The sequence below is a fragment of the Streptomyces sp. NPDC005402 genome (assembly GCF_040606575.1).
Lineage (GTDB): Bacteria > Actinomycetota > Actinomycetes > Streptomycetales > Streptomycetaceae > Streptomyces.
The window spans coordinates 37,189-62,834 of the sequence record NZ_JBEXFB010000037.1 but is presented as its reverse complement, the minus strand read 5'-3'; the positions used below and the strand labels follow the sequence as shown (position 1 = coordinate 62,834).

General features: G+C 68.9%; 23 protein-coding genes, 1 rRNA gene and 1 riboswitch. Of the genes, 18 read left to right on the top strand and 6 right to left on the bottom strand.

Annotated elements, in window-relative coordinates; translation table 11 throughout:
• The 12 genes from rrf to ABZT02_RS41945 all read left to right on the top strand — a co-directional run.
• Positions 1–95 (top strand): 5S ribosomal RNA (gene rrf, locus ABZT02_RS42000); the annotation flags it as partial.
• 109 nt (positions 96–204) lie between these two features.
• Positions 205–813 (top strand): CDP-alcohol phosphatidyltransferase family protein, encoded by a 609-nt coding sequence (locus tag ABZT02_RS41995; protein ID WP_356027812.1) that lies wholly within the window; start codon positions 205–207, stop codon positions 811–813.
• A gap of 114 nt (positions 814–927) precedes the next feature.
• Complete coding sequence (locus ABZT02_RS41990) at positions 928–3,423, top strand: mannose-1-phosphate guanyltransferase (RefSeq protein ID WP_356027810.1); 2,496 nt, start codon at positions 928–930, stop codon at positions 3,421–3,423.
• Positions 3,424–3,587: 164 nt separating this feature from the next.
• Positions 3,588–4,427 (top strand): DUF881 domain-containing protein, encoded by an 840-nt coding sequence (locus tag ABZT02_RS41985; protein WP_356027814.1) that lies wholly within the window; start codon positions 3,588–3,590, stop codon positions 4,425–4,427.
• Positions 4,424–4,756: a small basic family protein gene (locus tag ABZT02_RS41980; RefSeq protein WP_003988855.1), complete on the top strand. Its 333-nt coding sequence runs from the start codon at positions 4,424–4,426 to the stop codon at positions 4,754–4,756. Before ABZT02_RS41985 ends, ABZT02_RS41980 begins: the two co-directional genes overlap by 4 nt.
• 5 nt (positions 4,757–4,761) lie before the next feature.
• Positions 4,762–5,610, top strand: coding sequence for a DUF881 domain-containing protein (locus ABZT02_RS41975; protein WP_356027808.1), 849 nt, complete (start codon positions 4,762–4,764; stop codon positions 5,608–5,610).
• Between the two features lie 61 nt (positions 5,611–5,671).
• Positions 5,672–6,577 carry an FHA domain-containing protein gene (locus ABZT02_RS41970; protein WP_356027806.1) on the top strand — a complete coding sequence of 302 codons (906 nt, stop codon included), beginning with the start codon at positions 5,672–5,674 and terminating at the stop codon, positions 6,575–6,577.
• Positions 6,578–6,595: 18 nt separating this feature from the next.
• Entirely contained in the window at positions 6,596–7,333 is a 738-nt protein-coding gene (locus tag ABZT02_RS41965) for a MerR family transcriptional regulator (RefSeq protein ID WP_356027804.1), read from the top strand.
• Between the two features lie 78 nt (positions 7,334–7,411).
• Positions 7,412–7,885: a bifunctional nuclease family protein gene (locus ABZT02_RS41960; RefSeq protein WP_004002801.1), complete on the top strand. Its 474-nt coding sequence runs from the start codon at positions 7,412–7,414 to the stop codon at positions 7,883–7,885.
• 263 nt (positions 7,886–8,148) lie between these two features.
• Positions 8,149–8,832 (top strand): MerR family transcriptional regulator, encoded by a 684-nt coding sequence (locus ABZT02_RS41955; protein WP_356027802.1) that lies wholly within the window; start codon positions 8,149–8,151, stop codon positions 8,830–8,832.
• 57 nt (positions 8,833–8,889) lie between these two features.
• Positions 8,890–10,257: a DNA polymerase IV gene (locus ABZT02_RS41950; protein WP_356027800.1), complete on the top strand. Its 1,368-nt coding sequence runs from the start codon at positions 8,890–8,892 to the stop codon at positions 10,255–10,257.
• Positions 10,258–10,358: 101 nt separating this feature from the next.
• On the top strand, positions 10,359–10,601 hold the full coding sequence (locus tag ABZT02_RS41945; RefSeq protein WP_356027798.1) for a hypothetical protein: 243 nt from the start codon (positions 10,359–10,361) through the stop codon (positions 10,599–10,601).
• Between the two features lie 494 nt (positions 10,602–11,095).
• Here the strand turns inward: ABZT02_RS41945 and ABZT02_RS41940 are convergent, their stop codons facing one another.
• Positions 11,096–11,473 carry a PRC-barrel domain-containing protein gene (locus tag ABZT02_RS41940; protein ID WP_356027796.1) on the bottom strand — a complete coding sequence of 126 codons (378 nt, stop codon included), beginning with the start codon at positions 11,471–11,473 and terminating at the stop codon, positions 11,096–11,098.
• Between the two features lie 123 nt (positions 11,474–11,596).
• Positions 11,597–11,692, top strand: a riboswitch (glycine riboswitch).
• Between the two features lie 175 nt (positions 11,693–11,867).
• Here ABZT02_RS41940 and gcvP point away from each other — a divergent pair.
• A complete protein-coding gene (gene gcvP / locus ABZT02_RS41935; protein WP_356027794.1) occupies positions 11,868–14,753 on the top strand; it encodes an aminomethyl-transferring glycine dehydrogenase in 2,886 nt (961 codons plus the stop codon).
• A 58-nt stretch (positions 14,754–14,811) separates the two neighbouring features.
• Here gcvP and ABZT02_RS41930 read toward each other — a convergent pair whose 3' ends face one another.
• Both ABZT02_RS41930 and ABZT02_RS41925 read right to left on the bottom strand, forming a co-directional pair.
• Complete coding sequence (locus ABZT02_RS41930; protein WP_356027792.1) at positions 14,812–15,231, bottom strand: TOBE domain-containing protein; 420 nt, start codon at positions 15,229–15,231, stop codon at positions 14,812–14,814.
• 47 nt (positions 15,232–15,278) lie between these two features.
• Positions 15,279–17,231: an APC family permease gene (locus ABZT02_RS41925; protein ID WP_356027790.1), complete on the bottom strand. Its 1,953-nt coding sequence runs from the start codon at positions 17,229–17,231 to the stop codon at positions 15,279–15,281.
• 234 nt (positions 17,232–17,465) lie between these two features.
• Between ABZT02_RS41925 and ABZT02_RS41920 the strand changes: the two genes are divergently transcribed.
• The 5 genes from ABZT02_RS41920 (at position 17,466) to ABZT02_RS41900 (ending at position 22,760) form a co-directional block, all read left to right on the top strand.
• On the top strand, positions 17,466–17,807 hold the full coding sequence (locus ABZT02_RS41920; protein WP_356027788.1) for a hypothetical protein: 342 nt from the start codon (positions 17,466–17,468) through the stop codon (positions 17,805–17,807).
• 729 nt (positions 17,808–18,536) lie between these two features.
• Positions 18,537–19,832, top strand: a complete 1,296-nt coding sequence (locus ABZT02_RS41915; RefSeq protein ID WP_356027786.1) for an extracellular solute-binding protein — start codon at positions 18,537–18,539, stop codon at positions 19,830–19,832.
• 6 nt (positions 19,833–19,838) lie between these two features.
• Positions 19,839–20,837 carry a sugar ABC transporter permease gene (locus tag ABZT02_RS41910; RefSeq protein WP_356027784.1) on the top strand — a complete coding sequence of 333 codons (999 nt, stop codon included), beginning with the start codon at positions 19,839–19,841 and terminating at the stop codon, positions 20,835–20,837.
• Positions 20,834–21,667 carry a carbohydrate ABC transporter permease gene (locus ABZT02_RS41905; RefSeq protein ID WP_356027782.1) on the top strand — a complete coding sequence of 278 codons (834 nt, stop codon included), beginning with the start codon at positions 20,834–20,836 and terminating at the stop codon, positions 21,665–21,667. Before ABZT02_RS41910 ends, ABZT02_RS41905 begins: the two co-directional genes overlap by 4 nt.
• A gap of 55 nt (positions 21,668–21,722) precedes the next feature.
• Positions 21,723–22,760 carry an endo-1,4-beta-xylanase gene (locus tag ABZT02_RS41900; protein WP_356027780.1) on the top strand — a complete coding sequence of 346 codons (1,038 nt, stop codon included), beginning with the start codon at positions 21,723–21,725 and terminating at the stop codon, positions 22,758–22,760.
• Positions 22,761–22,885: 125 nt separating this feature from the next.
• Here ABZT02_RS41900 and ABZT02_RS41895 read toward each other — a convergent pair whose 3' ends face one another.
• The 3 genes from ABZT02_RS41895 to ABZT02_RS41885 form a co-directional block, all read right to left on the bottom strand.
• Entirely contained in the window at positions 22,886–23,923 is a 1,038-nt protein-coding gene (locus ABZT02_RS41895) for a LacI family DNA-binding transcriptional regulator (RefSeq protein WP_356027778.1), read from the bottom strand.
• A gap of 177 nt (positions 23,924–24,100) precedes the next feature.
• Positions 24,101–24,298 carry a DUF5999 family protein gene (locus ABZT02_RS41890; RefSeq protein WP_020123464.1) on the bottom strand — a complete coding sequence of 66 codons (198 nt, stop codon included), beginning with the start codon at positions 24,296–24,298 and terminating at the stop codon, positions 24,101–24,103.
• 375 nt (positions 24,299–24,673) lie between these two features.
• Positions 24,674–25,240, bottom strand: a complete 567-nt coding sequence (locus ABZT02_RS41885) for a hypothetical protein (protein WP_356027776.1) — start codon at positions 25,238–25,240, stop codon at positions 24,674–24,676.
• Between the last annotated feature and the right edge of the window lie 406 nt (positions 25,241–25,646).

The following is a 25,646-nucleotide window of genomic DNA, read 5'->3' as shown; positions in this document are numbered from 1 at the left end:
AAACGCCCGGTTACATTCCGAACCCGGAAGCTAAGCCTTATAGCGCCGATGGTACTGCAGGGGGGACCCTGTGGGAGAGTAGGACACCGCCGAACTCCTTTTAGAGCTCTGGCTCTTGGGCACACAGCCCAAGAGCCAGAGCTTTTTTGCGTTGAGGTAGGGTCAGGGGGCATCGTTGGCACGTTTCCCACAGGAGGCCCCCGGGTGGAGGTCCAGGAGACCCGGGTCCAGACGGACCGGGTCCTCACCATCCCCAATATCCTCAGCATGGCGCGGCTCGTTGGGGTGCCGCTCTTCCTGTGGCTGATCCTCAGGCCCGAGTTCGGGGGGCCGAAGAGTGACACCTGGGCGTTGCTGGTACTCGCTCTGAGCGGGATCAGCGACTACCTGGACGGCAAGCTCGCCCGCCGGTGGAACCAGATCAGCAGCCTCGGCCGGCTGCTCGACCCCGCAGCCGACCGCCTGTACATTCTCTCGACTCTGGTCGGCCTCACCTGGCGCGAGATTCTGCCAATCTGGTTGACCGCTGCACTGCTCTTGCGAGAGCTGGTTCTCCTGGTGATGGTGGGCATCCTCAGGCGTCACGGTTATCCGCCCCCGCAGGTGAACTTCCTTGGCAAGGCCGCCACGTTCAACCTGATGTACGCCTTCCCGCTGCTCTTGCTCAGTGACGGAACTGGTTGGATCTCGTCACTCGCTGCTATTTTCGGATGGGCGTTCGCCGGATGGGGTACAACGCTGTACTGGTGGGCAGGAGTGCTGTATGTGGTCCAAGTCCGCCGCCTGGTTCGTGCGGACGCCGAGGCCGACTGAACTCGCCCATTGGCACGGCCGTAGCGGCTCGATGGCCCCCGGCAGAAATGTGCGGGACAATCTGGACGGGTGAAGTCGGCTAGACCGTCATCTCTTAAGGAGGACGCTTCCGACATGAAGGCCGTCGTGATGGCCGGAGGCGAAGGCACACGCCTTCGTCCCATGACCTCGAGCATGCCCAAGCCGCTCCTGCCGGTGGTAAACCGGCCGATCATGGAGCACGTTCTGCGGCTGCTCAAAAGGCATGGGCTCAACGAGACCGTCGTCACTGTCCAGTTCCTGGCCTCACTGGTCAAGAACTACTTCGGTGACGGTGAAGAGCTCGGAATGGAGCTCTCCTATGCCAATGAGGAGAAGCCACTCGGTACCGCCGGAAGCGTCAAGAACGCCGAAGAGGCGTTGAAGGACGATGCCTTCCTTGTCATTTCCGGCGATGCCCTGACCGACTTCGACCTCACCGAGCTCATCAACTTCCACAAGGAAAAGGGCGCGCTGGTCACCGTCTGTCTGACGCGTGTGCCCAATCCGCTCGAATTCGGCATCACCATCGTCGACGAGGAAGGCAAGGTCGAGCGCTTCCTGGAGAAGCCGACCTGGGGCCAGGTGTTCTCGGACACCGTGAACACGGGCATCTATGTCATGGAGCCCGAGGTCTTCGACTACGTCGACCCCGACGTGCCCGTGGACTGGTCCGGTGATGTCTTCCCGCAGCTGATGAAGGAAGGCAAGCCGATCTACGGCTATATCGCGGAGGGGTACTGGGAGGACGTCGGCACGCACGAGAGCTATGTGAAGGCGCAGGCCGACGTCCTGGAAGGCAAGGTCGACGTCGAGATCGACGGTTTCGAGCTCTCCCCGGGCGTATGGGTGGCCGAGGGGGCAGAGGTGCATCCCGATGCCGTTCTCCGCGGTCCGCTGTACATCGGCGACTATGCCAAGGTCGAGGCCGGCGCCGAGATCCGCGAGCACACCGTCGTGGGCTCGAACGTGGTGGTGAAGAGCGGGGCATTTCTGCACAAGGCCGTCGTGCACGACAACGTGTATGTCGGCCAGCAGAGCAATCTCCGTGGCTGTGTCGTCGGCAAGAACACCGACATCATGCGCGCGGCCCGTATCGAGGACGGCGCGGTCATCGGCGACGAGTGTCTCGTTGGCGAGGAATCGATCATTCAGGGGAATGTGCGGGTCTACCCGTTCAAGACCATCGAAGCCGGTGCCTTCGTCAACACCTCGGTCATCTGGGAGTCCAGGGGCCAGGCGCATCTCTTCGGCGCCCGTGGCGTCTCCGGCATCCTGAACGTCGAGATCACCCCGGAGCTCGCGGTCCGGCTGGCCGGCGCCTACGCGACGACCCTCAAGAAGGGCTCGACCGTCACCACCGCCCGTGACCACTCCCGTGGCGCGCGGGCACTCAAGCGGGCGGTCATCTCGGCTCTGCAGGCCAGCGCCATCGACGTACGCGACCTGGAGAACGTACCGTTGCCCGTGGCGCGACAGCAGACCGCGCGGGGGAGTGCCGGCGGGATCATGATCCGGACCACGCCCGGGGTGCCGGATTCCGTGGACATCATGTTCTTCGACGGGCAGGGAGCGGATCTCTCCCAGGGCAGCCAGCGGAAGTTGGACCGGGTGTTCGCCCGGCAGGAGTACCGGCGCGCGTTCCCCGGCGAGATCGGGGACCTGCACTTCCCCGCGAGTGTCTTCGATTCGTACACCGGCTCGCTGCTGCGGAACGTCGACATCACCGGGATTCCCGAGGCAGGGCTGAAGGTCGTCGTGGACGCGTCGAACGGCAGCGCGGGGTTGGTGCTGCCGAGTCTGCTCGGGAAGCTCGGGGTGGACTCGCTGACCATCAACCCGGGCCTCGACGAGTCCAGGCCGACGGAGACGGCGGACGCTCGGCGTTCGGGCCTGGTGCGGCTGGGCGAGATCGTGGCCTCCGCACGGGCCGCTTTCGGGGTGCGGTTCGACCCTGTGGGTGAGCGGCTGTCCCTCGTGGACGAGAAGGGGCGGATCATCGAGGACGACCGGGCGCTGCTCGTCATGCTTGATCTGGTCGCCGCGGAACGGCGTAGTGGCCGGGTGGCGTTGCCGGTGACCACCACGCGGATCGCCGAGCAGGTGGCCGCGTACCACGGCACGCAGGTGGAGTGGACGACCACCTCGCCCGACGACCTCACCCGGGTCGGACGCGACGACTCGACGATCTTCGGTGGTGACGGCAAGGGCGCCTTCATCATCCCGGAGTTCAGCAGTGTCTTCGACGGCACGGCTGCCTTCGTGCGGCTGATCGGGCTGGTGGCGCGGACGCAGCTCACGCTCAGCCAGATCGACGCGCGGATTCCGCGGGCGCATGTCCTCAAGCGGGATCTGGCCACCCCGTGGGCCGTCAAGGGGCTGGTGATGCGCAGGGTCGTGGAGGCGGCTGGCGATCGCTTTGTCGACACGACCGACGGTGTCCGGGTCGTGGAGACCGACGGACGCTGGGTGATGGTGCTGCCGGACCCCGCGGAGGCGGTCACCCACCTGTGGGCCGAGGGACCCGACGACGCGTCCGCGCAGGCCCTGCTGGACGAGTGGGCGGCGGTCGTGGACAGCGCCGGCCGCTGAGTCACGCACGCGTGCGTGCCGGACATGTGTCCCCAAGGGGGCCTGTCCGGCACGCCGATGGGGCCATTCGGAGGTAGGGGCCGCGACGTGCGACGATGTGCGGCATGCCGCAGCAGCCCCCCATTCGGAGCACCCCCACGCGCCCGTCGCGCCCGGACGCCTCCATGTCGCTGCTCACCAACGTCATGGACCACAGCCTCGACGACGGGTACGCCGAGGCCGCGGCCCGTAAGAAGGCCGCCGGTGAAGGCGGGATGCCCAAGACGTTGCGGGCCAGGCTGGGTCTGGCCGTCGGCCTGGTGCTCGCCGCTCTCGTGGTCACCGTGGGAGCGGCGCAGGCACGGGTGGCCGCGCCGGTCGTGGCCAAGGAGCGCGAGGAGCTCATCGACCGTATCGACCGCGAGACCGAGACGGCGGACAGGCTCGAGAAGAGCGTCGACCAACTGCGCGACGACGTGAGCACGCGGCAGCGCGAGGCGCTCAAGCAAAGTGGCGACAGCGGCCAGGCCGACCTCGTGGGCATCCTGTCGGGCGCCGTCGAGGTGCACGGCCCGGGCGTCAAACTGGTCGTGAACGACGCCAAGGAAGCCAGCACGGGTGGCGGCGACGGGAACCCGCGTGAGACATCGGGGTTCTCCGACACCGGGCGGGTGCGCGACCGTGACATGCAGCGGGTCGTGAACGGGCTGTGGGAGTCGGGCGCCGAGGCCATCTCCATCAACGGACAGCGGCTGACCGCGCTGTCGGCGATCAGGGCCGCGGGTGACGCGATACTGGTCGACAACAAGCCGCTGGTTCCGCCCTATACGGTGCTTGCGGTGGGGGACGGGCAGCGGCTCAGCACCAGGTTCCAGGACAGCGCCGACGGACTGTATCTGCACGCCCTGGAAGAGAACTACGGCATCCGGACCGCCATCTCCGCGGAGGACGACCTCCGGCTGCCGGCCGCACCGAGTGTGATCGTACGTACAGCAGAGCCGAGAACTGAGAAGGGCACATCGTGATCGCCGTACTGGGCCTCGTCGTGGGAGTCGTGGCCGGCCTGTTGGTCCGGCCTGAGGTTCCGGCGGTTGTCGAGCCTTATCTGCCGATCGCCGTGGTGGCGGCGCTCGACGCCGTCTTCGGGGGGCTGCGGGCCATGCTCGACGGCATCTTCGACGACAAGGTCTTCGTCGTGTCGTTCCTGTCGAACGTGGTCGTGGCCGCCCTGATCGTGTTCCTGGGCGACAAGTTGGGCGTGGGCGCCCAGCTCTCGACCGGTGTCGTCGTCGTGCTCGGCATCCGGATCTTCTCCAACGCCGCGGCGATCCGCCGGCACGTCTTCCGGGCGTGAGGCCGATGAGCGAACAGGACGAGACGCCCGGCAACGGGCTGCGCAAGGAACTGCCCGAGGAACTCCCGGCGACGCCTGCCGAGAAGACCGAGAAGACCGAGAGGCCCGACAGCCCGGCTGCAGAGCCCGTGCTGACCGGGCGTCAGCGGCTGGTGCAGGGGCTCTGGCCGCCGCGTGTGACGCGGGCCCAACTCATCGTCGCGGTGCTGCTGTTCGGTCTCGGATTCGGCCTCGCCATCCAGGTGGCGTCCAACAGCGACAGTGACAGTGCGCTGCGGGGGGCGAGGCAGGAAGATCTCGTACGCATCCTCGATGAACTGGACGACCGTACCCAGCGTCTTGAAGACGAGAAGCAGGGCCTCGAGAAGCAGCGGGACGAGCTGGAGAACAGCTCCGACCAGGCCGAGGAGGCCCGCAAGCAGACGGTCGAGAAGGAGCGGCAACTCGGCATCCTCGCCGGCACGGTGGCCGCGCAGGGACCGGGCATCACGATGACGATCGAGGACACCAAGGGGACGGTCGAGGCGGACATGCTGCTCGACGCGATCCAGGAGCTGCGAGCGGCCGGGGCGGAGGCGATCCAGGTGAACGGCGTACGGGTCGTCGCGGGCACCTATCTGTCGGAGTCGGACAAGAGCGTGAGCGTCGACGGGAACAAGATCACCGCGCCGTTTCGTTTCAAGGTCATCGGCAATCCGCAGGACCTCGAACCGGCGCTGAACATCCCTGGAGGCGTGGTGCAGACTCTCGAGAAGGAGCAGGCCACCGTTACCGTCGAGCAGTCGGACAAGATCGTCGTGGACGCCTTGCGAGCGGCGAAGCGGCCTGACTACGCTCGGTCGTCCTCCCGGTGAACCGGGGGTGCATGGGGGGCATCCGGCCAGGGCATGAGGTTGCGGGGGGTCGGCGCACCGAATGGGTGGTGCGTGGTGGAAACTGTCTGGTGGCAACGGACGTTGTGAGGGTGTCCGGGTCGACCGGTGTGTTCAATCAGGGTTCGTCCTGCCCCACGGGCGGGTCTGTTTCGGTCAAGGGGAATCGCCCGTGAAGTTGTTTGCGAAGTTGTTCGGCAAGAGCGCGCGAGAAGGCAGCGACAATGCGACCGCTCGCCATCGCGCACAGCCTGACGCGGAGGGCCAGCGCCCACTGTTCCGGGACCAGGTCGGCGGCCCGGGTGGTGACGTTTCCGGAGGTCAGGGCGCGCCGTCTGTTGACCCTGCCCAGTCCGGCGGCATAGGTTTCGGGCAGCCGTCAACCTCAAGTACGGGTGGAGGGTTTTCCCCTATGTCGGCCCTGGTGTGTACGAGGTGCGGTAACCGCAACGCGGAGAACAGCCGCTTCTGCTCCAACTGCGGCGCCCCGCTGCGGGCCGGAGCCGTTCCCGAGCGTCCCTCGGAGACGACCTCCACCATCTCCATCTCGGGACTCGAGGCCTACGACTCCGAGGTCACCGGCCAGACACAGATGCCGGCGCTCTCCCCGGAGGCACAGGCTGCCGTCGACGCGCTCCCGCTGGGCTCCGCGCTCCTGGTGGTGCGTCGCGGGCCGAACTCGGGCAGCCGCTTCCTGCTGGACGGCGAGCTGACCACGGCCGGCCGTCACCCGCAGAGCGACATCTTCCTCGACGACGTCACGGTCTCGCGCCGGCACGTGGAGTTCCGCCGCGGCCAGGACGGCTCGTTCACGGTGTCCGACGTGGGCAGTCTCAACGGCACGTACGTCAACCGTGAGCGGATCGACGCGGTCGCTCTGAACAACGGCGACGAGGTGCAGATCGGCAAGTACCGGCTGGTGTTCTACGCGAGCCAGCAGGGCTACTGACCCTCCCAGGGAAGGTCCATGCTTCAAACACCGAGCGGCGGTGCCGGACACGGCACCGCCGCCACGGACAGTGGGCTGATGAGCATCGGCACAGTGCTGAACGTGCTGCGCGACGAGTTCCCCGAGGTCACGATCTCCAAGATCCGTTTCCTGGAGTCCGAGGGCCTCATCGAGCCGCAGCGGACTCCCTCCGGGTACCGCAAGTTCAGCAGCCGGGACGTCGAGCGCCTCGGCCATGTCCTGAGGATGCAGCGGGACCACTATCTGCCGCTCAAGGTGATCCGAGAGCACCTGGACGCCATGGAGCGCGGCGAGGCCGTCCCGCTGCCCACGGTGGGCCGCCAGCGGGACGGAGAAACGGTCCTGGAGGTCTCGGAAGGCCCGACCGCGGCCCGGATCGGCCGGGCCGAGCTGCTCGCCGCCGCCGAGATCGGCGAGTCGGACCTGACGGAGTGGGAGTCGTACGGGCTCATCACGCCGCTGCCGGACGGGGCCTACGACGCCGAGACGGTGACCGTGGCCGCCCTCGTCGTGGAGCTCGGGCGGTTCGGGATCGAGCCGCGCCATCTGCGGGCGATGAAGGCGGCCGCCGACCGTGAGGCCGGGCTCGTGGACCAGGTGGTGGCGCCGCTGAAGCGCCACCGCAACCCGCAGACCCGCGCACACGCCGAAGCCCGTGCCAAGGAACTCGCGGGGCTCACGGTGAGGCTGCACGCGGCACTTGTGCAGACCGCGCTCGGCGTACGCCTGCCCTGAGGGCGGCCGGGGCACCGGATCGTCACCCGTTTCCTGCCCGACTACCCAAACGTCCCGGGCACGGCCTAGGGTTGCTGTGTGAACGAGCTCGATGTCGTAGGTGTCCGGGTCGAAATGCCCTCCAACCAACCGATCGTGCTCCTGCGTGAAGTGGGAGGCGACCGCTACCTCCCCATCTGGATCGGGCCGGGGGAGGCGACGGCGATCGCCTTCGCGCAGCAGGGCATGGCCCCCGCACGACCGCTGACCCACGACCTGTTCAAGGACGTGCTGGAGGCGGTCGGCCAGGAGCTCACCGAAGTACGCATCACGGACCTGCGTGAGGGCGTCTTCTACGCGGAGCTGGTCTTCGCCAGCGGGGTCGAGGTGAGCGCGCGGCCGTCCGACGCCATAGCGCTGGCCCTGCGCACCGGGACGCCGATCTACGGCAGCGACGGAGTGCTCGACGACGCCGGCATCGCGATTCCGGACGAGCAGGAGGACGAAGTGGAGAAGTTCCGCGAGTTCCTCGACCAGATCTCCCCCGAGGACTTCGGCACCAGCAGCCAGTGAGGCAGCAGCGGTCGATCCGGCGGATCAGTGGTCCGTGACGGGTCGGCCGTGTCCGGTCGTCACCGAAATGCTGGCATTTGCCACCGGCGCGTGAGAGCGTCCTGCGGCCCGCGCGGAGCGCATTCGGCTAGCCTTTCCCCGCAGTGGGGTACGGCAAACCACTCCTAGGGTGATTATCACTCGGCGTGCCGAGTGTGGCGATCGTTGACGCACCCCTGGTGACTGCCTACCGTCGAGAAGGCAGGTCAAGGACGGAGGTCGGCGTGAGAAGCAGCGGCGACGGTACGGCTGGGGGTGCCCCCGGACGGAGTCTCGGGGCAAGCGGTCCGTACCCTCCCCCAAGCTCTCAACTTCGGTCGGGTTGGGGAGATCCCCATCACGGCAGCGCGGCCGACCCCGTTCCGCAGCGACCGGCGGCCGTGCCGAGCAGCGGAGGGGCGACGTCCATGGCGTCCGAGCAGATCGGCTATCGCGGTCCCACGGCGTGCGCCGCGGCCGGCATCACCTACCGGCAACTCGACTACTGGGCGCGCACCGGGCTCGTGGAGCCGAGCGTGCGGCCCGCCCACGGGTCGGGGACACAGCGGCTCTACAGCTTCCGGGACGTCGTCGTCCTGAAGATCGTCAAGCGGTTCCTCGACACCGGTGTGTCGCTGCAGAACATCCGCACCACGGTCCAGCACCTGCGGGAGCGCGGCTTCCAGGACCTGGAGCGCATGACCCTGATGAGCGACGGGGCCACGGTCTACGAGTGCACCTCGCCCGACGAGGTCCACGCGCTGCTCCAGGGCGGTCAGGGAGTCTTCGGGATCGCCGTGGGCGTCGTGTGGCGGGATGTCGAGAGCGCCCTTTCGCAGCTGCACGGGGAGCGCATCGACACCGGGGAGACGCTCATCGGGCACAACCCCGCGGACGAGCTGGCCAGGCGGCGCAACCGGGCGGTCTGACGCCTGCCCGCCCTCTGCGGCGGGGCATTGTCAGTGGCGTAGGGCAGCATCGGACATGTGAGAAAAGCGCCCACGATCCTGCATCTCGACATGGATGCCTTCTACGCCTCGGCGGAGCAGGCGTCCAAGCCGAGTCTGCGCGGGAAGGCGGTCGTCGTGGGCGGCCTTGGACCGCGGGGAGTGGTGGCCACCGCGTCCTACGAGGCCCGGGTGTTCGGGGTGCACTCGGCGATGCCCACGGCCCAGGCGAGACGGCTCGCGCCGAACGCCGCGTATCTCGTGCCCCGCTTCGGGTTGTACAAGGCCATCAGCGAGCAGGTGATGGGGCTGCTGCGGGAGCTGTCGCCGCTGGTGGAGCCGCTGAGCCTGGACGAGGCGTTCGTGGACCTGGAGGCCGGGTCGGCGGCCTGGGACGAGGCCTCGGCGCGACTGGTCGGAGCGAAGCTGCGGGCGGACATACGGGCCTTCACCGGGCTCACGGGGTCGGTGGGGCTGGCCGCGTCCAAGATGCTCGCGAAGATCGCCTCGGAGCAGGCCAAGCCGGACGGGCTGGTGGTGATCGAGCCGGGCACCGAGCGGGCGCTGCTCGGGCCGCTGCCGGTGCGGACCCTGCCCGGGGTGGGGCCGGCGACGGGGGACCACCTGCGGCGGGCCGGGATCCATACGGTCGACGAGATCGTCGAGGCGGGGGAGGACGAGCTCGTACGGCTGCTCGGGAAGGCACACGGGCACGGGCTGTACGCCATGGCGCTGGCGCGGGACGAGCGGGCCGTGGTGGCGGAGCGGGAGACGAAGTCGGTGTCGGTGGAGGACACGTACGACGTGGACATCCATGACCGGGTCCGGGTCGGGCTCGAGGTGCAGCGGTTGGCGGACCGGTGTGTGCGGAGGTTGCGTGAGGCGGGGTTGTCGGGGCGGACCATCGTGCTGAAGGTGCGGCGGTACGACTTCTCGACCTTGACGCGGTCCGAGACCTTGCGGGGGCCCACGGATGATCCCGCCGTGGTGCGGGAGGCCGCCCTGCGGTTGCTGGAGGGCGTCGACTCGACGGGGGGTGTGCGGTTGCTGGGGGTGGGGGTTTCCGGGCTTGCCGACTTCACTCAGGAGGATCTGTTCGCCCAGGCCGCGGGGGAGGGGGTGGATCATGCCGTCGAGGAGGTGGCTGATGACGTCCCTGCTGAGGTGCGGGACGTGGTGGTCGAGCGGCGGTGGGTCGCCGGGCATGACGTGCGGCATGCCGAGTACGGGCACGGGTGGGTGCAGGGGAGTGGGCTGGGGAGGGTGACCGTGCGGTTCGAGACGCCGGGTTCTGAGCCGGGGCGAGTGCGGACGTTTCTTGTCGATGATCCCGCGCTGGAGCCGGCTGAGCCGTTGCCGTTGGTCGAGGTGATGGGTTCCCACCCGCACCTCCCGCACCTCCCGTGACAGTTCGTTGTCGGGTGCGGGTGGCCCCTGTGGGGGCTGAGCGCCTTCGGCGGCCTTGCGGGGCTGTGTGTGGGGTCGTCGCGGTTTGGGTGGGGTGTGGGGTGCCTGGCGGGCCGTCGTGGGGCGGAGAGGCGTGCAGGGCGCTGCACCTGCCGGACCACGAGGCCGACACGCCGTCGGCCACGTACCGCATCGACCTGGGTGACGGCACGGGCGTGGAGAAGACGATCTCCCGGGACACGGGCGGGAACAACAGATGGGTCTCGCTCGGGTCGTACGAGTTCAAGGGCACCCCCAGCGTCTCGCTGAGATCGGCTACGGCTGACGCGATCGGGGACGCGTAGATCGCGTGGGACGCGGTGGCGTTCGTACCGGTGGGGGACGCCGAGGGGGTCGTGAGTGCCGCGACAGGCCACATCCCGTCCACAGCGCCGTCGTGGCTGGTCGCGCAGTTCCCCGCGCCCCCTGGGGGTTCCCGGGGTTCCGGAGGGTGTGCTGAGCGGGTCTGCCAGGATCCGGATGGGGCCGGCGAGGCGTGCCGAGCGTCTGGCACGGAAGGGCTATCGGGGTCCGCGTGGGGCGGCGGGCGTGTAGGACGTCCGGCTGGGGTGGGCGTCGGCGGGCATGCAGAGCTCGGGTGGCCGCGGGGTTGTGGGGAGGGCCGGCTGGGCTGAGGTGGGCGCGGCGGTGGTTGAGGGCGGGGGGTGTCGGTCGGGTGTCGGCTTCGGCTCGGTTGCCGGGGTGGTGGGTGCGCTCCCTGCGGACGAAGACCCCGATGCCGTCGGCGACCTTGGGCGTCGTGGCCCGGTCGGACGTCGAGACGGTGCGGGGCGAGTGGTCAGGCTTCCACGTCCTCCGTGCCCGCCAGCTTGCCGAAGTCCCGGTCCGGGATCGGGGGCGGTGCCGCCACGTCGAGGCCGTAGTGGTGGTAGAGCTGGAGTTCCTGGTCGGGGGAGAGGTGGCGGCCGACGCCGAAGTCGGGGGCGTCTTTGATGAGGGTGCGGTCGAAGGGGACGCGCAGGGTGCCTTCGATCAGTTCGCTCGGCTCAAGGGGGACGAAGGCGTCCCGGGAGAAGAGGCCGGTGCGTATGGCAGCCCATTCCGGCACGCCGGTCGCGTCGTCGAGGTAGACCTCGTCGATGGTGCCGATCTTGGTGCCGTTGCGGTCGAACGCCTTGCGGCCGATCAGGTTGCGCGGATCGATGTCGGTCTGCACGTGCCCTCCACTTGGTCGCAACTCATCCGAAGCGGTCGTAAGCACTACGAAAGAGCACATCGGGGTGCGCGGCCACTCGAAGACTCGTGCGGCAGCCCCGCTGGTAGGCTTGCCAGCGGCTGCTGACCCCGTGCGGGAGAGTCCTCCAGACACCATCGGAGGCGCCGAAGGAGCAAATCCTCCCCGGAATCTCTCAGGCTCACGTACCGCACGGACGAGGTCACTCTGGAAAGCAGGGCGGGCGTCGACACCTTCCGCTCTCACCGACGGTGAAAGCCGGCGGCCTTCGGGCAGCCGGTGAAGCTCTCAGGTCGAGATGACAGAGGGGGAGGCCGTCGGGGTACCCGTGCCGGGGTACCCCTCGAAGGTCGCGTCAGACCAGGAGGCCTCCGCAATGACCGCCCACCGCATTCCACTCTCCGAGCTCGAACAGGGAATCCCCTTCGAGCAGCGTCACATCGGCCCTGATCACGAGGCTCGGGCCAAAATGCTCGCGCAGGTCGGCTACGGCTCGCTGGACGAGCTCACGGCCGCCGCGGTGCCGGATGTGATCAAGAACGCCGATGCGCTGGAACTGCCCGGTGCGCGTACCGAGGCCGAGGTGCTGGCCGAGCTGCGGTCGCTGGCCGACCGGAACCAGGTGCTCGACTCCATGATCGGGCTCGGGTACTACGGCACCTTCACCCCGACCGTCATCCTGCGCAACGTCATGGAGAACCCGGCCTGGTACACGGCCTATACGCCGTACCAGCCGGAGATCTCGCAGGGGCGGCTGGAGGCTCTGCTCAACTTCCAGACCATGGTCGCCGACCTGACCGGGCTGCCGACCTCCGGTGCCTCGCTGCTCGACGAGGGGACCGCGGCGGCGGAGGCCATGGCACTGTCCCGCCGGATGGGGAAGAACAAGAAGGGGCTCTTCCTCGTCGACGCCGACGCGCTGCCGCAGACCATCGCCGTGATCGAGACCCGTGCCGAGCCGACCGGCCTTGAGGTCGTGGTCGCCGACCTCAGCGACGGGATCCCGGCCGAGGTCGCCGGGCGTGAGATCAACGGGGTGCTCGTCCAGTACCCCGGCGCCTCCGGGGCCGTCCGGGACATCAAGCCGCTCATCGACCAGGCTCACGAGCTCGGCGCGCTCGTGACCGTCGCCGCCGACCTGCTCGCACTGACCCTGCTGAAGTCGCCCGGTGAGCTCGGGGCGGACATCGCGGTCGGGACCACGCAGCGGTTCGGCGTGCCGATGGGATTCGGCGGGCCGCACGCCGGATACATGGCCGTCCAGGAGAAGTTCGCCAGGAGCCTGCCCGGGCGGCTCGTGGGTGTGTCCGTGGACGCCGACGGCAACAAGGCCTACCGGCTCGCGCTGCAGACGCGTGAGCAGCACATCCGCCGGGAGAAGGCGACCAGCAACATCTGCACCGCGCAGGTGCTGCTCGCGGTCATGGCCGGGATGTACGCCGTCTATCACGGGCCCGACGGGCTCAGGGGCATCGCGCGGCGGACGCACCGGTACGCCACCATCATCGCGGCGGGGCTCCGCGCCGGTGGGGTCGAGGTCGTGCACGGGTCCTACTTCGACACGCTGACCGTGCGGGTGCCGCAGAAGGCCGCGGAGGTCGTCGCCGCGGCGCGGCGGAACGGCGTCAACGTGCACCTCGTCGACGCCGACCACGTGTCCGTCGCGTGTGACGAGACCACCGCTCGGGCCCAGGTGGCTGCCGTGTGGAACGCCTTCGGGGTCGAGGCCGACATCGAGGCGCTGGACGTGGCCACCGAGGAGGCGCTGCCGGACGCGCTGCTGCGTGGCGACGACTTCCTCACCCACCCCGTCTTCCACCAGCACCGCTCCGAGACCGCGATGCTGCGCTACCTGCGTCGGCTCGCCGACCGCGACTACGCGCTCGACCGGGGCATGATCCCGCTGGGCTCCTGCACCATGAAGCTCAACGCCACGACGGAGATGGAGCCGGTCACCTGGCCCGAGTTCGGGCAGCTGCACCCCTTCGCGCCCGCCGAGCAGGCGCAGGGCTATCTGACGCTGATCCGGGAGCTGGAGGAGCGGCTCGCCGAGGTCACCGGGTACGACAAGGTGTCGCTGCAGCCCAACGCCGGTTCGCAGGGCGAGCTGGCCGGGCTGCTCGCCGTACGCGGGTATCACCGGGCGAACGGTGACGAGCAGCGGACCGTGTGTCTGATTCCGTCGTCCGCGCACGGGACCAATGCGGCCAGCGCCGTGATGGCGGGTATGAAGGTCGTCGTCGTGAAGACCGCCGGGGACGGCGAGATCGACGTCGAGGACCTGCGGGCGAAGATCGAGCAGTACCGCGACGAGCTGTCCGTGCTGATGATCACGTACCCCTCGACGCACGGTGTGTTCGAGGAGCACGTCGCCGACATCTGCGCGCAGGTGCACGAGGCCGGCGGGCAGGTGTACGTCGACGGGGCCAACCTCAACGCGCTGGTGGGACTGGCCAAGCCGGGACACTTCGGCGGTGACGTCTCGCACCTGAACCTGCACAAGACCTTCTGCATCCCGCACGGCGGCGGTGGCCCGGGCGTCGGTCCGGTCGGTGTGCGGGCGCATCTGGCGCCGTATCTGCCGAACCACCCGATGCAGCCCGCGGCGGGCCCGGAGACCGGCGTCGGGCCCATCTCGGCCGCGCCCTGGGGTTCCGCGGGGATACTGCCGATCTCGTGGGCGTACGTGCGGCTCATGGGCGGCGAGGGGCTCAAGCGGGCCACGCAGGTGGCGGTGCTCTCCGCCAACTACATCGCCAAGCGGCTGGAGCCGCACTACCCCGTGCTCTACACCGGCCCTGGCGGGCTGGTCGCGCACGAGTGCATCATCGATCTGCGGCCGCTGACCAAGGCGACCGGGGTGAGCGTCGACGACGTGGCCAAGCGGCTCATCGACTACGGCTTCCACGCGCCGACCATGTCGTTCCCGGTGGCCGGGACGCTGATGATCGAGCCGACCGAGTCCGAGGACCTGATCGAACTCGACCGGTTCTGCGAGGCGATGATCGCCATTCGTGGGGAGATCGAGAAGGTCGGGGCCGGGGAGTGGCCCGCCGACGACAACCCGCTGCGGAACGCTCCGCACACCGCCGGGGCGCTGGGTGGGGAGTGGGAGCACGCCTACACGCGCGAGGAGGCCGTCTTCCCGGCCGGCGTGTCGGTCGCGGACAAGTACTGGCCGCCGGTGCGGCGGATCGACCAGGCCTTCGGAGACCGGAACCTGGTGTGCTCCTGCCCGCCGCTGGACGCGTACGAGGACTGACCTGAGGTGATGAGGGCCCCGTCTCGGCGGGGCCCTCTTTCTTTGCGCCGGGGCGGGCCTACTCCTTCGCCAGTGACACCTCGGTCGACTTGATGAGGGCCACCACGGGGGTGCCGGCGGCCAGGGCGAGGTCGGTCGCGGCGTCCGCGGTGATCGCGGAGGTGAGCTCGCCCCCCTCGACGGCGATCTTCACGGTGGCCATGGCGGCGCCGGCGGCCACGGCGGTGACCGTGCCCGGGAGCTGGTTGCGGATGGACACGCCCCGGACCGGGGCGGTGGCGAGGGAGACCTCCGTCGACTTCACCAGGGCGCGTACGGATGTGCCCTGGGCGAGGCCGAGTTCGTCGACGGCATCGAGGGTGATCGCGGCCGTGAGGTCCTGGCCGCCGTCGAGTCGGATCTTGACCGTCGCCATGGCCTCGCCCGGGGTGACGGCGGTGACGGTGCCGGGGAGCTGGTTGCGGATGCTCAGGGTCATGCGCATCAACTTAGGGCTGTATGCGGCTCATGTTCGGTATGCGCGGATCAGCCGGTGTGGACGCGCGGACGGCGGGCGCGGTCGGGTTCCGCCTCGCGGAGGACCTCTCGGGTGACGGGGGCGACCTCGCCCTGGCCGAAGAGGAAGAAGCGGAGGAAGTTGGCGAAGGGGCTGCCTTCGGTCCACTCGAAGTAGATGTGCGGGGTGCAGCCGGTGGTGTCGCGGACGTGGAGGAGGAGGGCGGCCAGGGCGTTGGGGATGGAGGAGGACTCCAAGGTCAGGACGCGGTAGCGGCCGTGGAGGACCTCGCCGCGGACGGTGAGGCTCGCCTCGAACTCGGAGGGGTCCAGGACGGTGACCTCGACGAAGACGAAGTCCTCGCCGGGGATGTCGTTGTCCTCTCGGATCTGCTCGATCTTGTCGCGGTACTCGGCCCGGTCGCGCTGATCGGGTTCGTTGGCGATGAAGCGCATCTTGCGGCTGGCCATGTCCCGGATGAAACGTTCCGCCATGTCGTCGAGCGTCACGCTGGTCACGCGCAGCTCGAAGGCGCGGGCGAGGCGTGAAAGCAGCGAGACGAGGATGATGCCGGCGATGAAGCAAGCGCCGATCTTGACGCCGTCGGGGCGTTCGATGACGTTGACGACGGTCGTGTAGAGAAACACCGCCGAGATGACGGCGAAGCCGATGGCCCAGCCGCGCTGGCCGGCCTTGTGGGCGGCGATGGTCACCGCGATCGCCGCCGAGCTGATCAGGACCAGCACGCCGGTGGCGTAGGCGCCACCCTGTGCGTCGACGTTCGCGTCGAAGATCCACGTGACCAGGAAGGCGATCAGGATGAAGACGATGACCATGGGGCGCACCGCGCGGGCCCAGTGCGGGGCCATGCCGTAGCGGGGCAGGTAGCGCGGCATCAGGTTGAGCAGGCCGGCCATCGCGGAGGCGCCGGCGAACCACAGGATGGCGATGGTCGAGATGTCGTAGACCGTGCCGAAGACGCCACCGAGGTAGTTGTGGGCAAGGTAGGCCAGCGCGCGGCCGTTGGCCGGGCCGCCCGGCTCGAAGTCCCTCTCCGGGATCAGCAGGGTGGTGATGAAGCTGGTGGCGATCAGGAAGCAGCTCATGATGAGGGCTGCGACGGTGAGCAGCTTCTTGGTGTCGCGGATCCGGCCCGTGGGGCGTTCCTCGGTGTCATCGGGGTCGCCCTTGACGTGTGGCATGACGGCGACGCCGGTCTCGAAGCCGGAGAGGCCGAGGGCGAGCTTGGGGAAGACGATCAGGGCCACGCCGATCATCACGAAGACGTTGCCGTGCTCGGTGGTCAGGGCGCTGGACCAGTCGGTGATGACGTGTTCCGCGGTGATGATGTGCCACAGGCCGACGATCACGACGACGACGTTCAGGGAGAGGTAGATGCCCACCAGGACGGTCGCGACGCCGACGGCCTCCAGGAAGCCCTTGAGGAAGACCGCGCCCAGCAGGGCCACGAGGACGAGGGTGATCAGCATCTGCTTGTCGTGCAGGGCGCCGGTGAGGTGCGGGTTCTCGACCAGGTGGGTGGAGGCGTCCGCCGCGGACAGGGTGATGGTGATCAGGAAGTCGGTGGCGGCGAAGCCGAGCAGGGTGAGGACGAAGAGCTTGCCCTGCCAGAACGACAGCAGCCGTTCGAGCATGGCGATCGAGCCTTCACCGCGGGGGCTCTCCTCGGCGACCCTGCGGTACACGGGCAGGGCGCCCGCGAGGGTGACGATCACCAGGACGATGGTCGCGATGGGGGAGAGCAGGCCGGCCGCGAGGGCGGCGATGCCGGGCTGGTAGCCGAGGGTGGAGAAGTAGTCGACGCCGGTCAGGCACATGACCCGCCACCAGGGCTGGCCCTGGTGCGGGGGTTCCGGTTCGGCATGGGGGCCGGTGTGGCCGCCGCTCTTGCCCATGTCGGACAGGCCCTCCAGCATCCAGGAGCGCAGACGACTCGGGGGAGGGTGCTCGGTGGTGGCCATCGGGGCGTGCTCCTAGATGCGGCTCAGCTCGGGTCCGGCCGCCCGTCCGACGGCGGGACCAGCGTAAGCGGAGAGTGACGTTCGGGCCCGTGCTTGGAGGGTGTGCGGGCGTCAAACTTCCGTTAAGACTCGGCCTGCGGAACGTCAGAGGTGGGTGATGGGCCAGTTGAGAGGGCCGCCGTACGCCCGCTTCGAGTTGCCTGGGTGGAGTGGTCTCGATGGACACGCAGCGTCATGTCGGGGCAGGAACGAGCGGTGGGGATCTCCGGGCGGTTGCAGGTGAAGGCCGAGCAGACCGGTCGGGCCGCCGAGGCCCCGAGGGTCTCCGTGCTGCAGACGGTGTGCTGTGGCAAGGGCGAGCCCCAGGTCACCGCACGAGCCGCGGGGCTGGGTGGGCGGCGGCGTCCGGAGAGCTTCGCGGGCACGCCCGATCGGATCGTCGACCTGGTCGGGCGGTACGTCGACGCCGGGGTTGCCCGCGTCCATCTGCGAGTGCTGGACCTGGAGGAACGGGCCACTGGAACGGGCTCCGAGGTGCTGCCGCAACTGCCGGAGCGGCGGTGCTCGGCCGCCTGACACCACGTCAACCATCTGCCTCGGGGGAGATGTCCAAGTCCCCGATCGAGACCCGCGAAGCCGGTGGAAGCGCCGTCGACAGACCGGGCGATGTCGCCGCGATCGGCGTCGCCTGCGCTCTCCGGGGGCGGACAGCCGCGGACGCCACCGCTGGGCACCTCGACACGCTGTTCGGCTCACGAAAGGAGCTGACATCACGCGGAGTGGGTGGCAGTGCAGGCCAGGCCCCTGGCTGGTGGGTCGAGGTGAAGCGGTCCGTGCGGAATCTCCGCGCCGGAGCGCTTCGTAATGTTCGCCAGTGCTACCGAATGTTTCGGCAGTTCGGAGGCGTCAGGCGTGGCCGAGGTGCGGTGACACGGGTCGTCGGAGGTTTCTCCCGGCCCCGGTGCACGGCGGGTTGGTCCGGTCTGGATCGGCTGCCCGTGTGGGGGGCCGACGTGAGGTGCCCATGCCTCGGCGCTCTGGCGCCGAGGGGAGTCGAGCGGGATGCCCCGGATCGGTTCCGCGCCGCAAGTGTTCGCCGCGCGAGCGGTCCCCATCTCTCTAAGCGGGTCCTTCCGGGGGGAGTTGGCGGATCAATCCGCGAACATTCCCCGTGCACAGGGGGTTGCCACCGTTTAGTAGCTGTCTCTAGGGTGCGGCAGCAGCGAAGCTTTCTGGATCTCTTCCGAAACTTTCGGACCGCAGGACGGACAAGGACGGCTCCGTCCCGTACCCAAGGAGCGCATCATGGGCGACCCGGCACTGTCCCGCCGTGGTTTTCTGGCGGCGTCCGCCGCGGCCGGTCTGGGCATGACGGCACTGACCGGCTGTGGCGGCGACTCGGACGGAGGATCGTCCGACGGGACGACCACGGTGGAGTGGTGGAACATCTCCACCACCGAGCCGGCGAAGAGTGTCTGGGCCAGCCTCGCCAAGAAGTACGAGGCACAGAACCCCAAGGTCAAGATAAAGATCGTCCAGTTGGAGAACGACGCCTACAAGTCGAAGATGACGGCGCTGACCGCCTCCGGGAAGCTCCCCGACATCTTCCACACCTGGGGCGGCGGCGTTCTCAAGCAGCAGGTCGACGCGGGGCTCGTGGAGGATCTGACCGACCGGACCAAGCCGTGGGCCGACGGTCTGCTGAAGGTCACCAAGGAGCCGTACATCTACGACGACAAGGTCTACGGCATTCCGTTCGACATGGGCATGATCGGCTTCTGGTACAACAAGAAGCTCTTCACGCAGGCCGGGGTCAGTGAACCCCCCACCACCTGGGGCGGCTTCCTGGAGGCCGTGAGCAAGCTGAAGTCGAAGAACATCACGCCCATCGCCCTCGCCGGCAAGGAGAAGTGGCCCGGCATGTACTACTGGGCCTACCTCGCGATGCGCACCGCCGGCATCGACGCCCTCCAGAAGGCCAGCGAGGACAAGGACTTCACCGGCGCCGGATTCGTCGAGGCCGGCCGGCACCTCAAGGAACTCGTGGACCTCCAGCCCTTCCAGAAGGGCTTCCTCAACGCCGCCTACTCCACCCCCACCGGCCAGGCGGCCGCCGTCGGCAACGGCAAGGCGGCCATGGAACTCATGGGCCAGTGGGCCCCGTCCGTGGAGGCCGACAGCGGCAAGGGCCTCGGGAACGACCTGGGCTTCTTCCCGTTCCCCTCGGTCGAGGGCGGCAAGGGCGCCATCACCGAGGTGTTCGGCGGCGGCGGCGGACACGCCCTGCGCCGGGGCGCCCCGCAGGCGGCCGTCGACTTCCTGAAGTTCTTCGCCTCCGAGGCCACCGAACTGGAACTGGTCAAGAAGACCAGCGTCCTTCCGGTGCTGCCGAACGCGGAGAAGGCCATGACCGACCCCAACCTCAAGCTCGTACAGGCCCAGTTGAAGGCCGCGACCGGCTTCCAGCTCTATCTCGACCAGGCGTACGCGCCCGCCGTCGGCCAGGAGGTCAATGACAGCGTGGCCGCGCTGATTGCCGGCTCCAAGTCCCCCGAACAGGTCGCCCAGTCGATCACGCAGACGGCGAAGGAAGAGCAGTAGCCCGCGATGACCTCCACGTTCCTCGCAGACAAGCGGAGCGGTCCGGGCACCGATCTCCCGCCCCCGGAACACGTCAGGGCCCGGGGGCGGGGCCGCCGGCGCGTCACGCACTGGCTCACCGCGGTCGGCTTCCAGCTGCCCGCCCTGGTGCTGTTCATCGGCATGGTCCTGCTGCCGATGCTGTTCGCGCTGTACGCGGCCTTCTTCCGCTGGGGCGGCTTCGGCATGCCCTCCGACTACGTCGGCGTCGACAACTTCACGTCCCTCTTCGACAACCCCGTCTTCCTGGGCGACCTGTGGCGCTGTCTCGTCCTGGTCGTGCTCTCGCTCGCGCTCCAACTGCCGTTCGCGCTCGCCATGGCGGTCCTGCTCAACCAGAAGTTCCGCGGCCGGGCCGTCTACCGGATGCTGTTCTTCGCGCCCTACGTCCTGTCCGAGGCGATCACGGGCGTGCTGTTCAGCATGGTCTTCGCCCCGGACGACGGGCTCGCCGACCACATTTTCGGCGCCGTCGGCCTCGACGGGGTGGGTGGGCTGTGGTTCGCCGACCCCTCGTACGTCATGGCGACGCTCTTCCTGGTCATGATGTGGAAGTACTTCGGCTTCCACATGATGCTGTACCTGGCCGGACTCCAGTCCATTCCACGGGAGTTGACCGAGGCGGCGCTCATCGACGGAGCCGGTGCCTGGCAGCGGTTCCGCAACGTCACCCTGCCGCTGCTCGCGCCCACCCTGCGGATCAGCGTCTTCCTGTCCGTCATCGGGTCGATCCAGCTCTTCGACCTGGTGTGGGTGGTCACCCAAGGCGGCCCCGACCACCACTCCGAGACCATGGCCGTGACCATGTTCCAGTACGGCTTCAAGCGCTATCAGGTCGGCTACGCCAGCGCGATCAGCGTGGTCATGTTCGGCATCTGCCTCGTCTTCGCCCTCGCCTACCAGCGGTTCGTGCTCCGCCGCGACCTCGAAGGGGCCACTACGACGATGAGGGGGGACGGCAAGTGACCGCCCGCAAGACCACCGCTCGGACCCTGCCCCTGCACGCGATCCTCGTCGCCGTCGGCGCGGTGATGGTCGTACCCCTGGTGTACGCGGTGCTGTCCGGGTTCAAGTCCACCGACGAACTCTCCAGCAACCCCTTCGGGCTGCCGAAGCACTGGCTGATCAGCAACTACACCGACATCCTCGGGGGGAGCGACTTCTGGCGGCTGCTCGGCAGCAGCACGCTGATCGCGGTGGGTACGACCGTGTTGGTGGTCGCCGCGTCCGCGCTGGCCGCGTTCTCCTTCGCGCGGTTCGCCTTCCGCGGCCGGGAGGCGCTGTTCACGCTCTTCACGATGGGGCTGATGTTCCCCTTCGCGGTGGCGGTGCTCCCGTTGTTCCTGCTGCTGCGCTCACTCGGACTGCTCGACAACCCGCTGGGCGTGATCCTTCCGCAGGCCGCCTTCGGACTGCCGATGACGATCATCATCCTGCGGGCCTTCTTCCGGGAGATCCCCGGTGAGCTGGAGGAGGCGGCCACCCTCGACGGGTGCAGCCCCTTCGGTTTCTTCTGGCGCGTCCTGCTGCCGATGGCACGGCCCGCGCTCGGCACGGTCTCGGTGCTCGCCGTCGTCACCAGCTGGAACAACTTCATGCTGCCGCTGCTGGTGTTCACCGACAACACCTGGTGGACGCTGCCCGTCGGCGTGCAGCAGTTCCAGGGCCAGTACTCCGCCGAGTACGCCCGTGTCTTCGCCTATCTCGTCCTGGCGATGGTTCCCGCCCTCGCCTTCTACTCGGTCGCCGAGCGCCAGCTCGTCGGCGGACTGACCGCCGGTGCCACGAAGGGCTGACGGCGGCGCTTCACCCGTACGACTCACCCCACCCCCGCACGTGAGGAGTCGCACCATGCGCAAGAACCGTCTGAGACTCGTCGGAGTCCTGGCCGCGGCCCTGGTGGTCACCGGGCTCGGCGCACCCGCCCAGGCCCACGGCAAGCCGGCCACCCTGGCCGACCTCGCCCAGCGCCACGGCCGCTACTTCGGCAGTGCCACCGACAACCCCGAGCTCGTCGACGAGCCGTACAAGAAGATCCTCGGCAGCGAGTTCGACCAGATCACGCCGGGCAACGGCATGAAGTGGTACGCCACCGAGCCCGAGCAGGGCGTCTTCGACTGGACCAACGGCGACGAGATCGTGAACCTCGCCCGCGCGAACCACCAGAAAGTGCGCGGCCACACGCTCGTGTGGCACAGCCAGCTGCCCGGCTGGATCACCTCGCGCGAGTGGACGGCGGACGAGCTGAAGGCCGTACTGAAGAAGCACATCCAGACCGAGGTGCGGCACTACCGGGGCAAGGTCTTCGCCTGGGACGTCGTCAACGAGGCCTTCAACGAGGACGGCACCTACCGCGAGACCGTGTTCTACAAGACCCTCGGCCCCGGCTACATCGCCGACGCGCTGCGCTGGGCCCGCCAGGCCGACCCCAAGGTCAAGCTCTACCTCAACGACTACAACATCGAGGGGGTCGGGGCGAAGAGCGACGCCTACTACGCCCTGGCCAAGGATTTGAAGGCACAGGGTGTCCCGCTCGACGGCATCGGCCTCCAGGCCCACCTGGCACTCCAGTACGGCTATCCGACCACCCTGGAGGACAACCTGCGCCGCTTCTCCGAGCTGGGTCTCGACACCGCGCTGACCGAGGTCGACATCCGGATGATCCTGCCCGCGACGGAGGAGAAACTGGCCCAGCAGGCCGAGTGGTACGCCGACCTGACCGACGCGTGCCTCGCGGTGCGCCGGTGTGTCGGCATCACCATCTGGGACTACACCGACAAGTACAGCTGGATCCCCGCCTTCTTCGAGGGCCAGGGCGCCGCGCTGCCGTGGGACGAGCAGTTCCAGCCGAAGCCGGCGTACTACGCGATCCGGGCGGCGCTGAAGTAGGGGGCCGGGCTGTCCCGCCCGGGGGCCGCCTGCTCGGACCGACCGGTGGAGCCCGCTCCCGGGCTCGACCGGTGGAGTCCGCTCCCGGGCGACCGGAGCCCCACCCCACCCCCGGCCATGGCCCGTCAGGCAGTGCCCGGGGGTGCGGTGCTCGACCGGATCACCAGTTCCGTCCCCAGTTCCACGCGCGGTGAGTCCGGGTGTTCGTCACGGGCCAGTTCGAGGACCGTGCGGACGGCCAGTTTGCCCATGTCGGCGAGGGGTTGGCGGATGGTCGTCAGCGGCGGAGCCGACCAGCGGACTTCCGGAAGGTCGTCGAAACCCACCAGGCTCATGTCCTCCGGCACCCTCAGGCCACGCCGCCTCAGCGCCTCGATCGCGCCGAGGGCCATCTGGTCGCTGGCCGCGAACACGGCGGTCGGCGGCTCGGGCAGGTCGAGGAGCTTCTCGCAGCCCGCGAAGCCGGACTCCGGATGGAAGTCGCCCGGTACGACGAGCGCCTCGTCGAGGGTGAGCCCGGCGCCTTCGAGGGCGGCGCGATAGCCGTCGAGGCGGGCCCGCGAGCAGAGCAGCCGGGGCGGCCCGGCGATCAGGCCGATCCTGCGGTGGCCGAGGGAGAGCAGGTGTTCGGTGGCCGCGAGCCCTCCCGACCAGTTGGCGGCGCCGATGGTGGGGACGTCCAGCGCGGGCGAGCCGGCCGGGTCGACGACGACCAACGGGACGCCGAGCACGCGCAGTTCGTCGTGGAGGACGGTGTCCAGCGCCGAGGTGACCAGGATGACCCCGTCGGAGGCGCGGGCGCGCAGGTTGCGCATCCACTCGCGGGCGTCGCCGGAGCGGCCGTGGATCGCGGAGACCACGGTGCCGACGCCCTCCGCGTGGGCGACCTCCTCGACTCCCCGGATGATCTCCACCGCCCAGGGGCTGTCGAGGTCGTTGAAGACCAGGTCCAGCAAGGAGGCGCGGGTGCCGGGGGCCGCGGGGCGCTTGCGGTAGCCGTACCGCTGGAGCAGTTCCTCGACCCGGGCGCGGGTGTGCGGGGACACGTCCGACCGGCCGTTGACCACCCGGGACACCGTCGGCACCGATACTCCGGCCTGCCGGGCGATCTCCGTGATGGTGACTCTGCCCCGGGGCCCGGCGTCGGCCTCGCCTGTTGTCACTTGCCCACCTCCGCGTCGGAGCCTCGAAACTTCCAGGAGTCTTCCGGAAAAGTGGGCCCATACACAAGGCGTCACAGCGAGTGATCGCCGATGGACATGCGTCGGGGCCGGTGCGCAGACGATCGCTGCGAGCCGGCCCCTCAGGTCTCCGGGCGGTACGCGGCCGCCCGGCCGTGCTCAGGCGGCCGTGGCCGCCGCGAGCGGGCGGTGCGGGGCGATGACCCGACCGTCGGGCAGGAGCTCACCGGTGTCCTCGAAGAGCAGAACGCCGTTGCACAGCAGGCTCCAGCCCTGTTCCGGGTGGTGCGCCACGAGGCGGGCGGATTCCCGGTCGGCGGAGTCGGCGGTGGGACACGGTGGCTGGTGCTGGCACATTGGTGGGATCTTTCGCTGTGTTGTGGTCATGACGTCCCCCGTTGCGATAACTCAGTCGAACCCAGTGTTGCCCTACGGGCGTCAATCCGCAGGGATTTCGCATCACCACTTCTTCACAGGTTGGAGACGCGTCACCCGGCCGGACGGTTCATCTCAACTGCACTGTCCCTTCGGGTGGTTCGAGGGGGCCGAATAGGGCTAGTCCACTGGGAGTCGGTCTTGCGTCCGGCTCGTCCGAGCAATTGTGCGCTCGTACGAGCAAAGGGTTTCTGTGTGATCCCCGGGGGATTTCGTACGACCCTAATGGCGCCTGAAACGGAGTCGTACCCCGCTACCCGGAATTCGGGGCGGGGTACGAGCGGGCGGGGCGGGGGTTCAGGCGGGTGAGCCGAGCAGTGGGGCCGGAGTCACCCGATGGGTCAGTACCGGGAGCAGTTCGGCGGCCCGGTGCGGGCGGTGCGCGGCGATGCCCGGCGGGGCCGGTGCCAGTGGGACGAGCAGGTCGGTGGCGGCGAGGTCGCCCGCGGCGGCGTCCGCCGCGCAGTCGCCGTGCAGCCACAGCGCGAGCATGTACAGGCCCGGGATCGACAGCAGGCGCGGCTGGTAGGGCTGCTGCATCACCTCGGCCTGGCGCAGCGCGCGCTCGGTGGACGCGATGTAGGGGCCCTCGAAGAAGTGCGAGAACGCCCAGCCGTCCGGGGTGAGCATGGTCTCGGCCGCGGCCACCGACCGCTCGCCGCAGCGGATCAGGAAACGCCACCCGGCCAGCCTGGTGGCGGTGCCGTCCAGGACGTGCACGGGCAGGGGGAGCTCGGGTGTGACGGGCCCCTGGGCGCGCAACAGGGAAGGGGTCCGGGCCTCGCGGACTGCGGTGGGCGAGGCGAGTGCGGTGAGGACGGAGCGAAGTGCTGGTGCGGGAGCCGGAGGGACATGCAGCGGCATGGTGGGTCGCCTCTCATTCGACAGGCACGGTGGCGCGAGGGCGGGGGCGGACGACGCTGTCAGCTCACGGGGTCAGAGAGGCGGGGGCCGGGGTCCGGTGACGCAGGTGCGGGGGTGGGGACTGCCGTACGTCACCTGACGGCAGGATCCAGGACCGCGGGTGCCAACCCTCTGCCTTGTGCGGAGTTTATACGACATATGTTCAGACGGTGTTTCGTCTAGCCGCTTCCGACGCCCAGGGCAAGGAGTCATTCGGTCGGCGATACGCGGGAATCATCCCGATACCGTGGTTACTTCGCGGCGATGACCTCGGAGAATGTTCGGGGAGCGGTCGGCCAATTCTCGTCGGCGTTTTTCACGAGTTCTTCGGGGCACTCGAAACTGCTGGCAGCCGCATGCCGAGTGA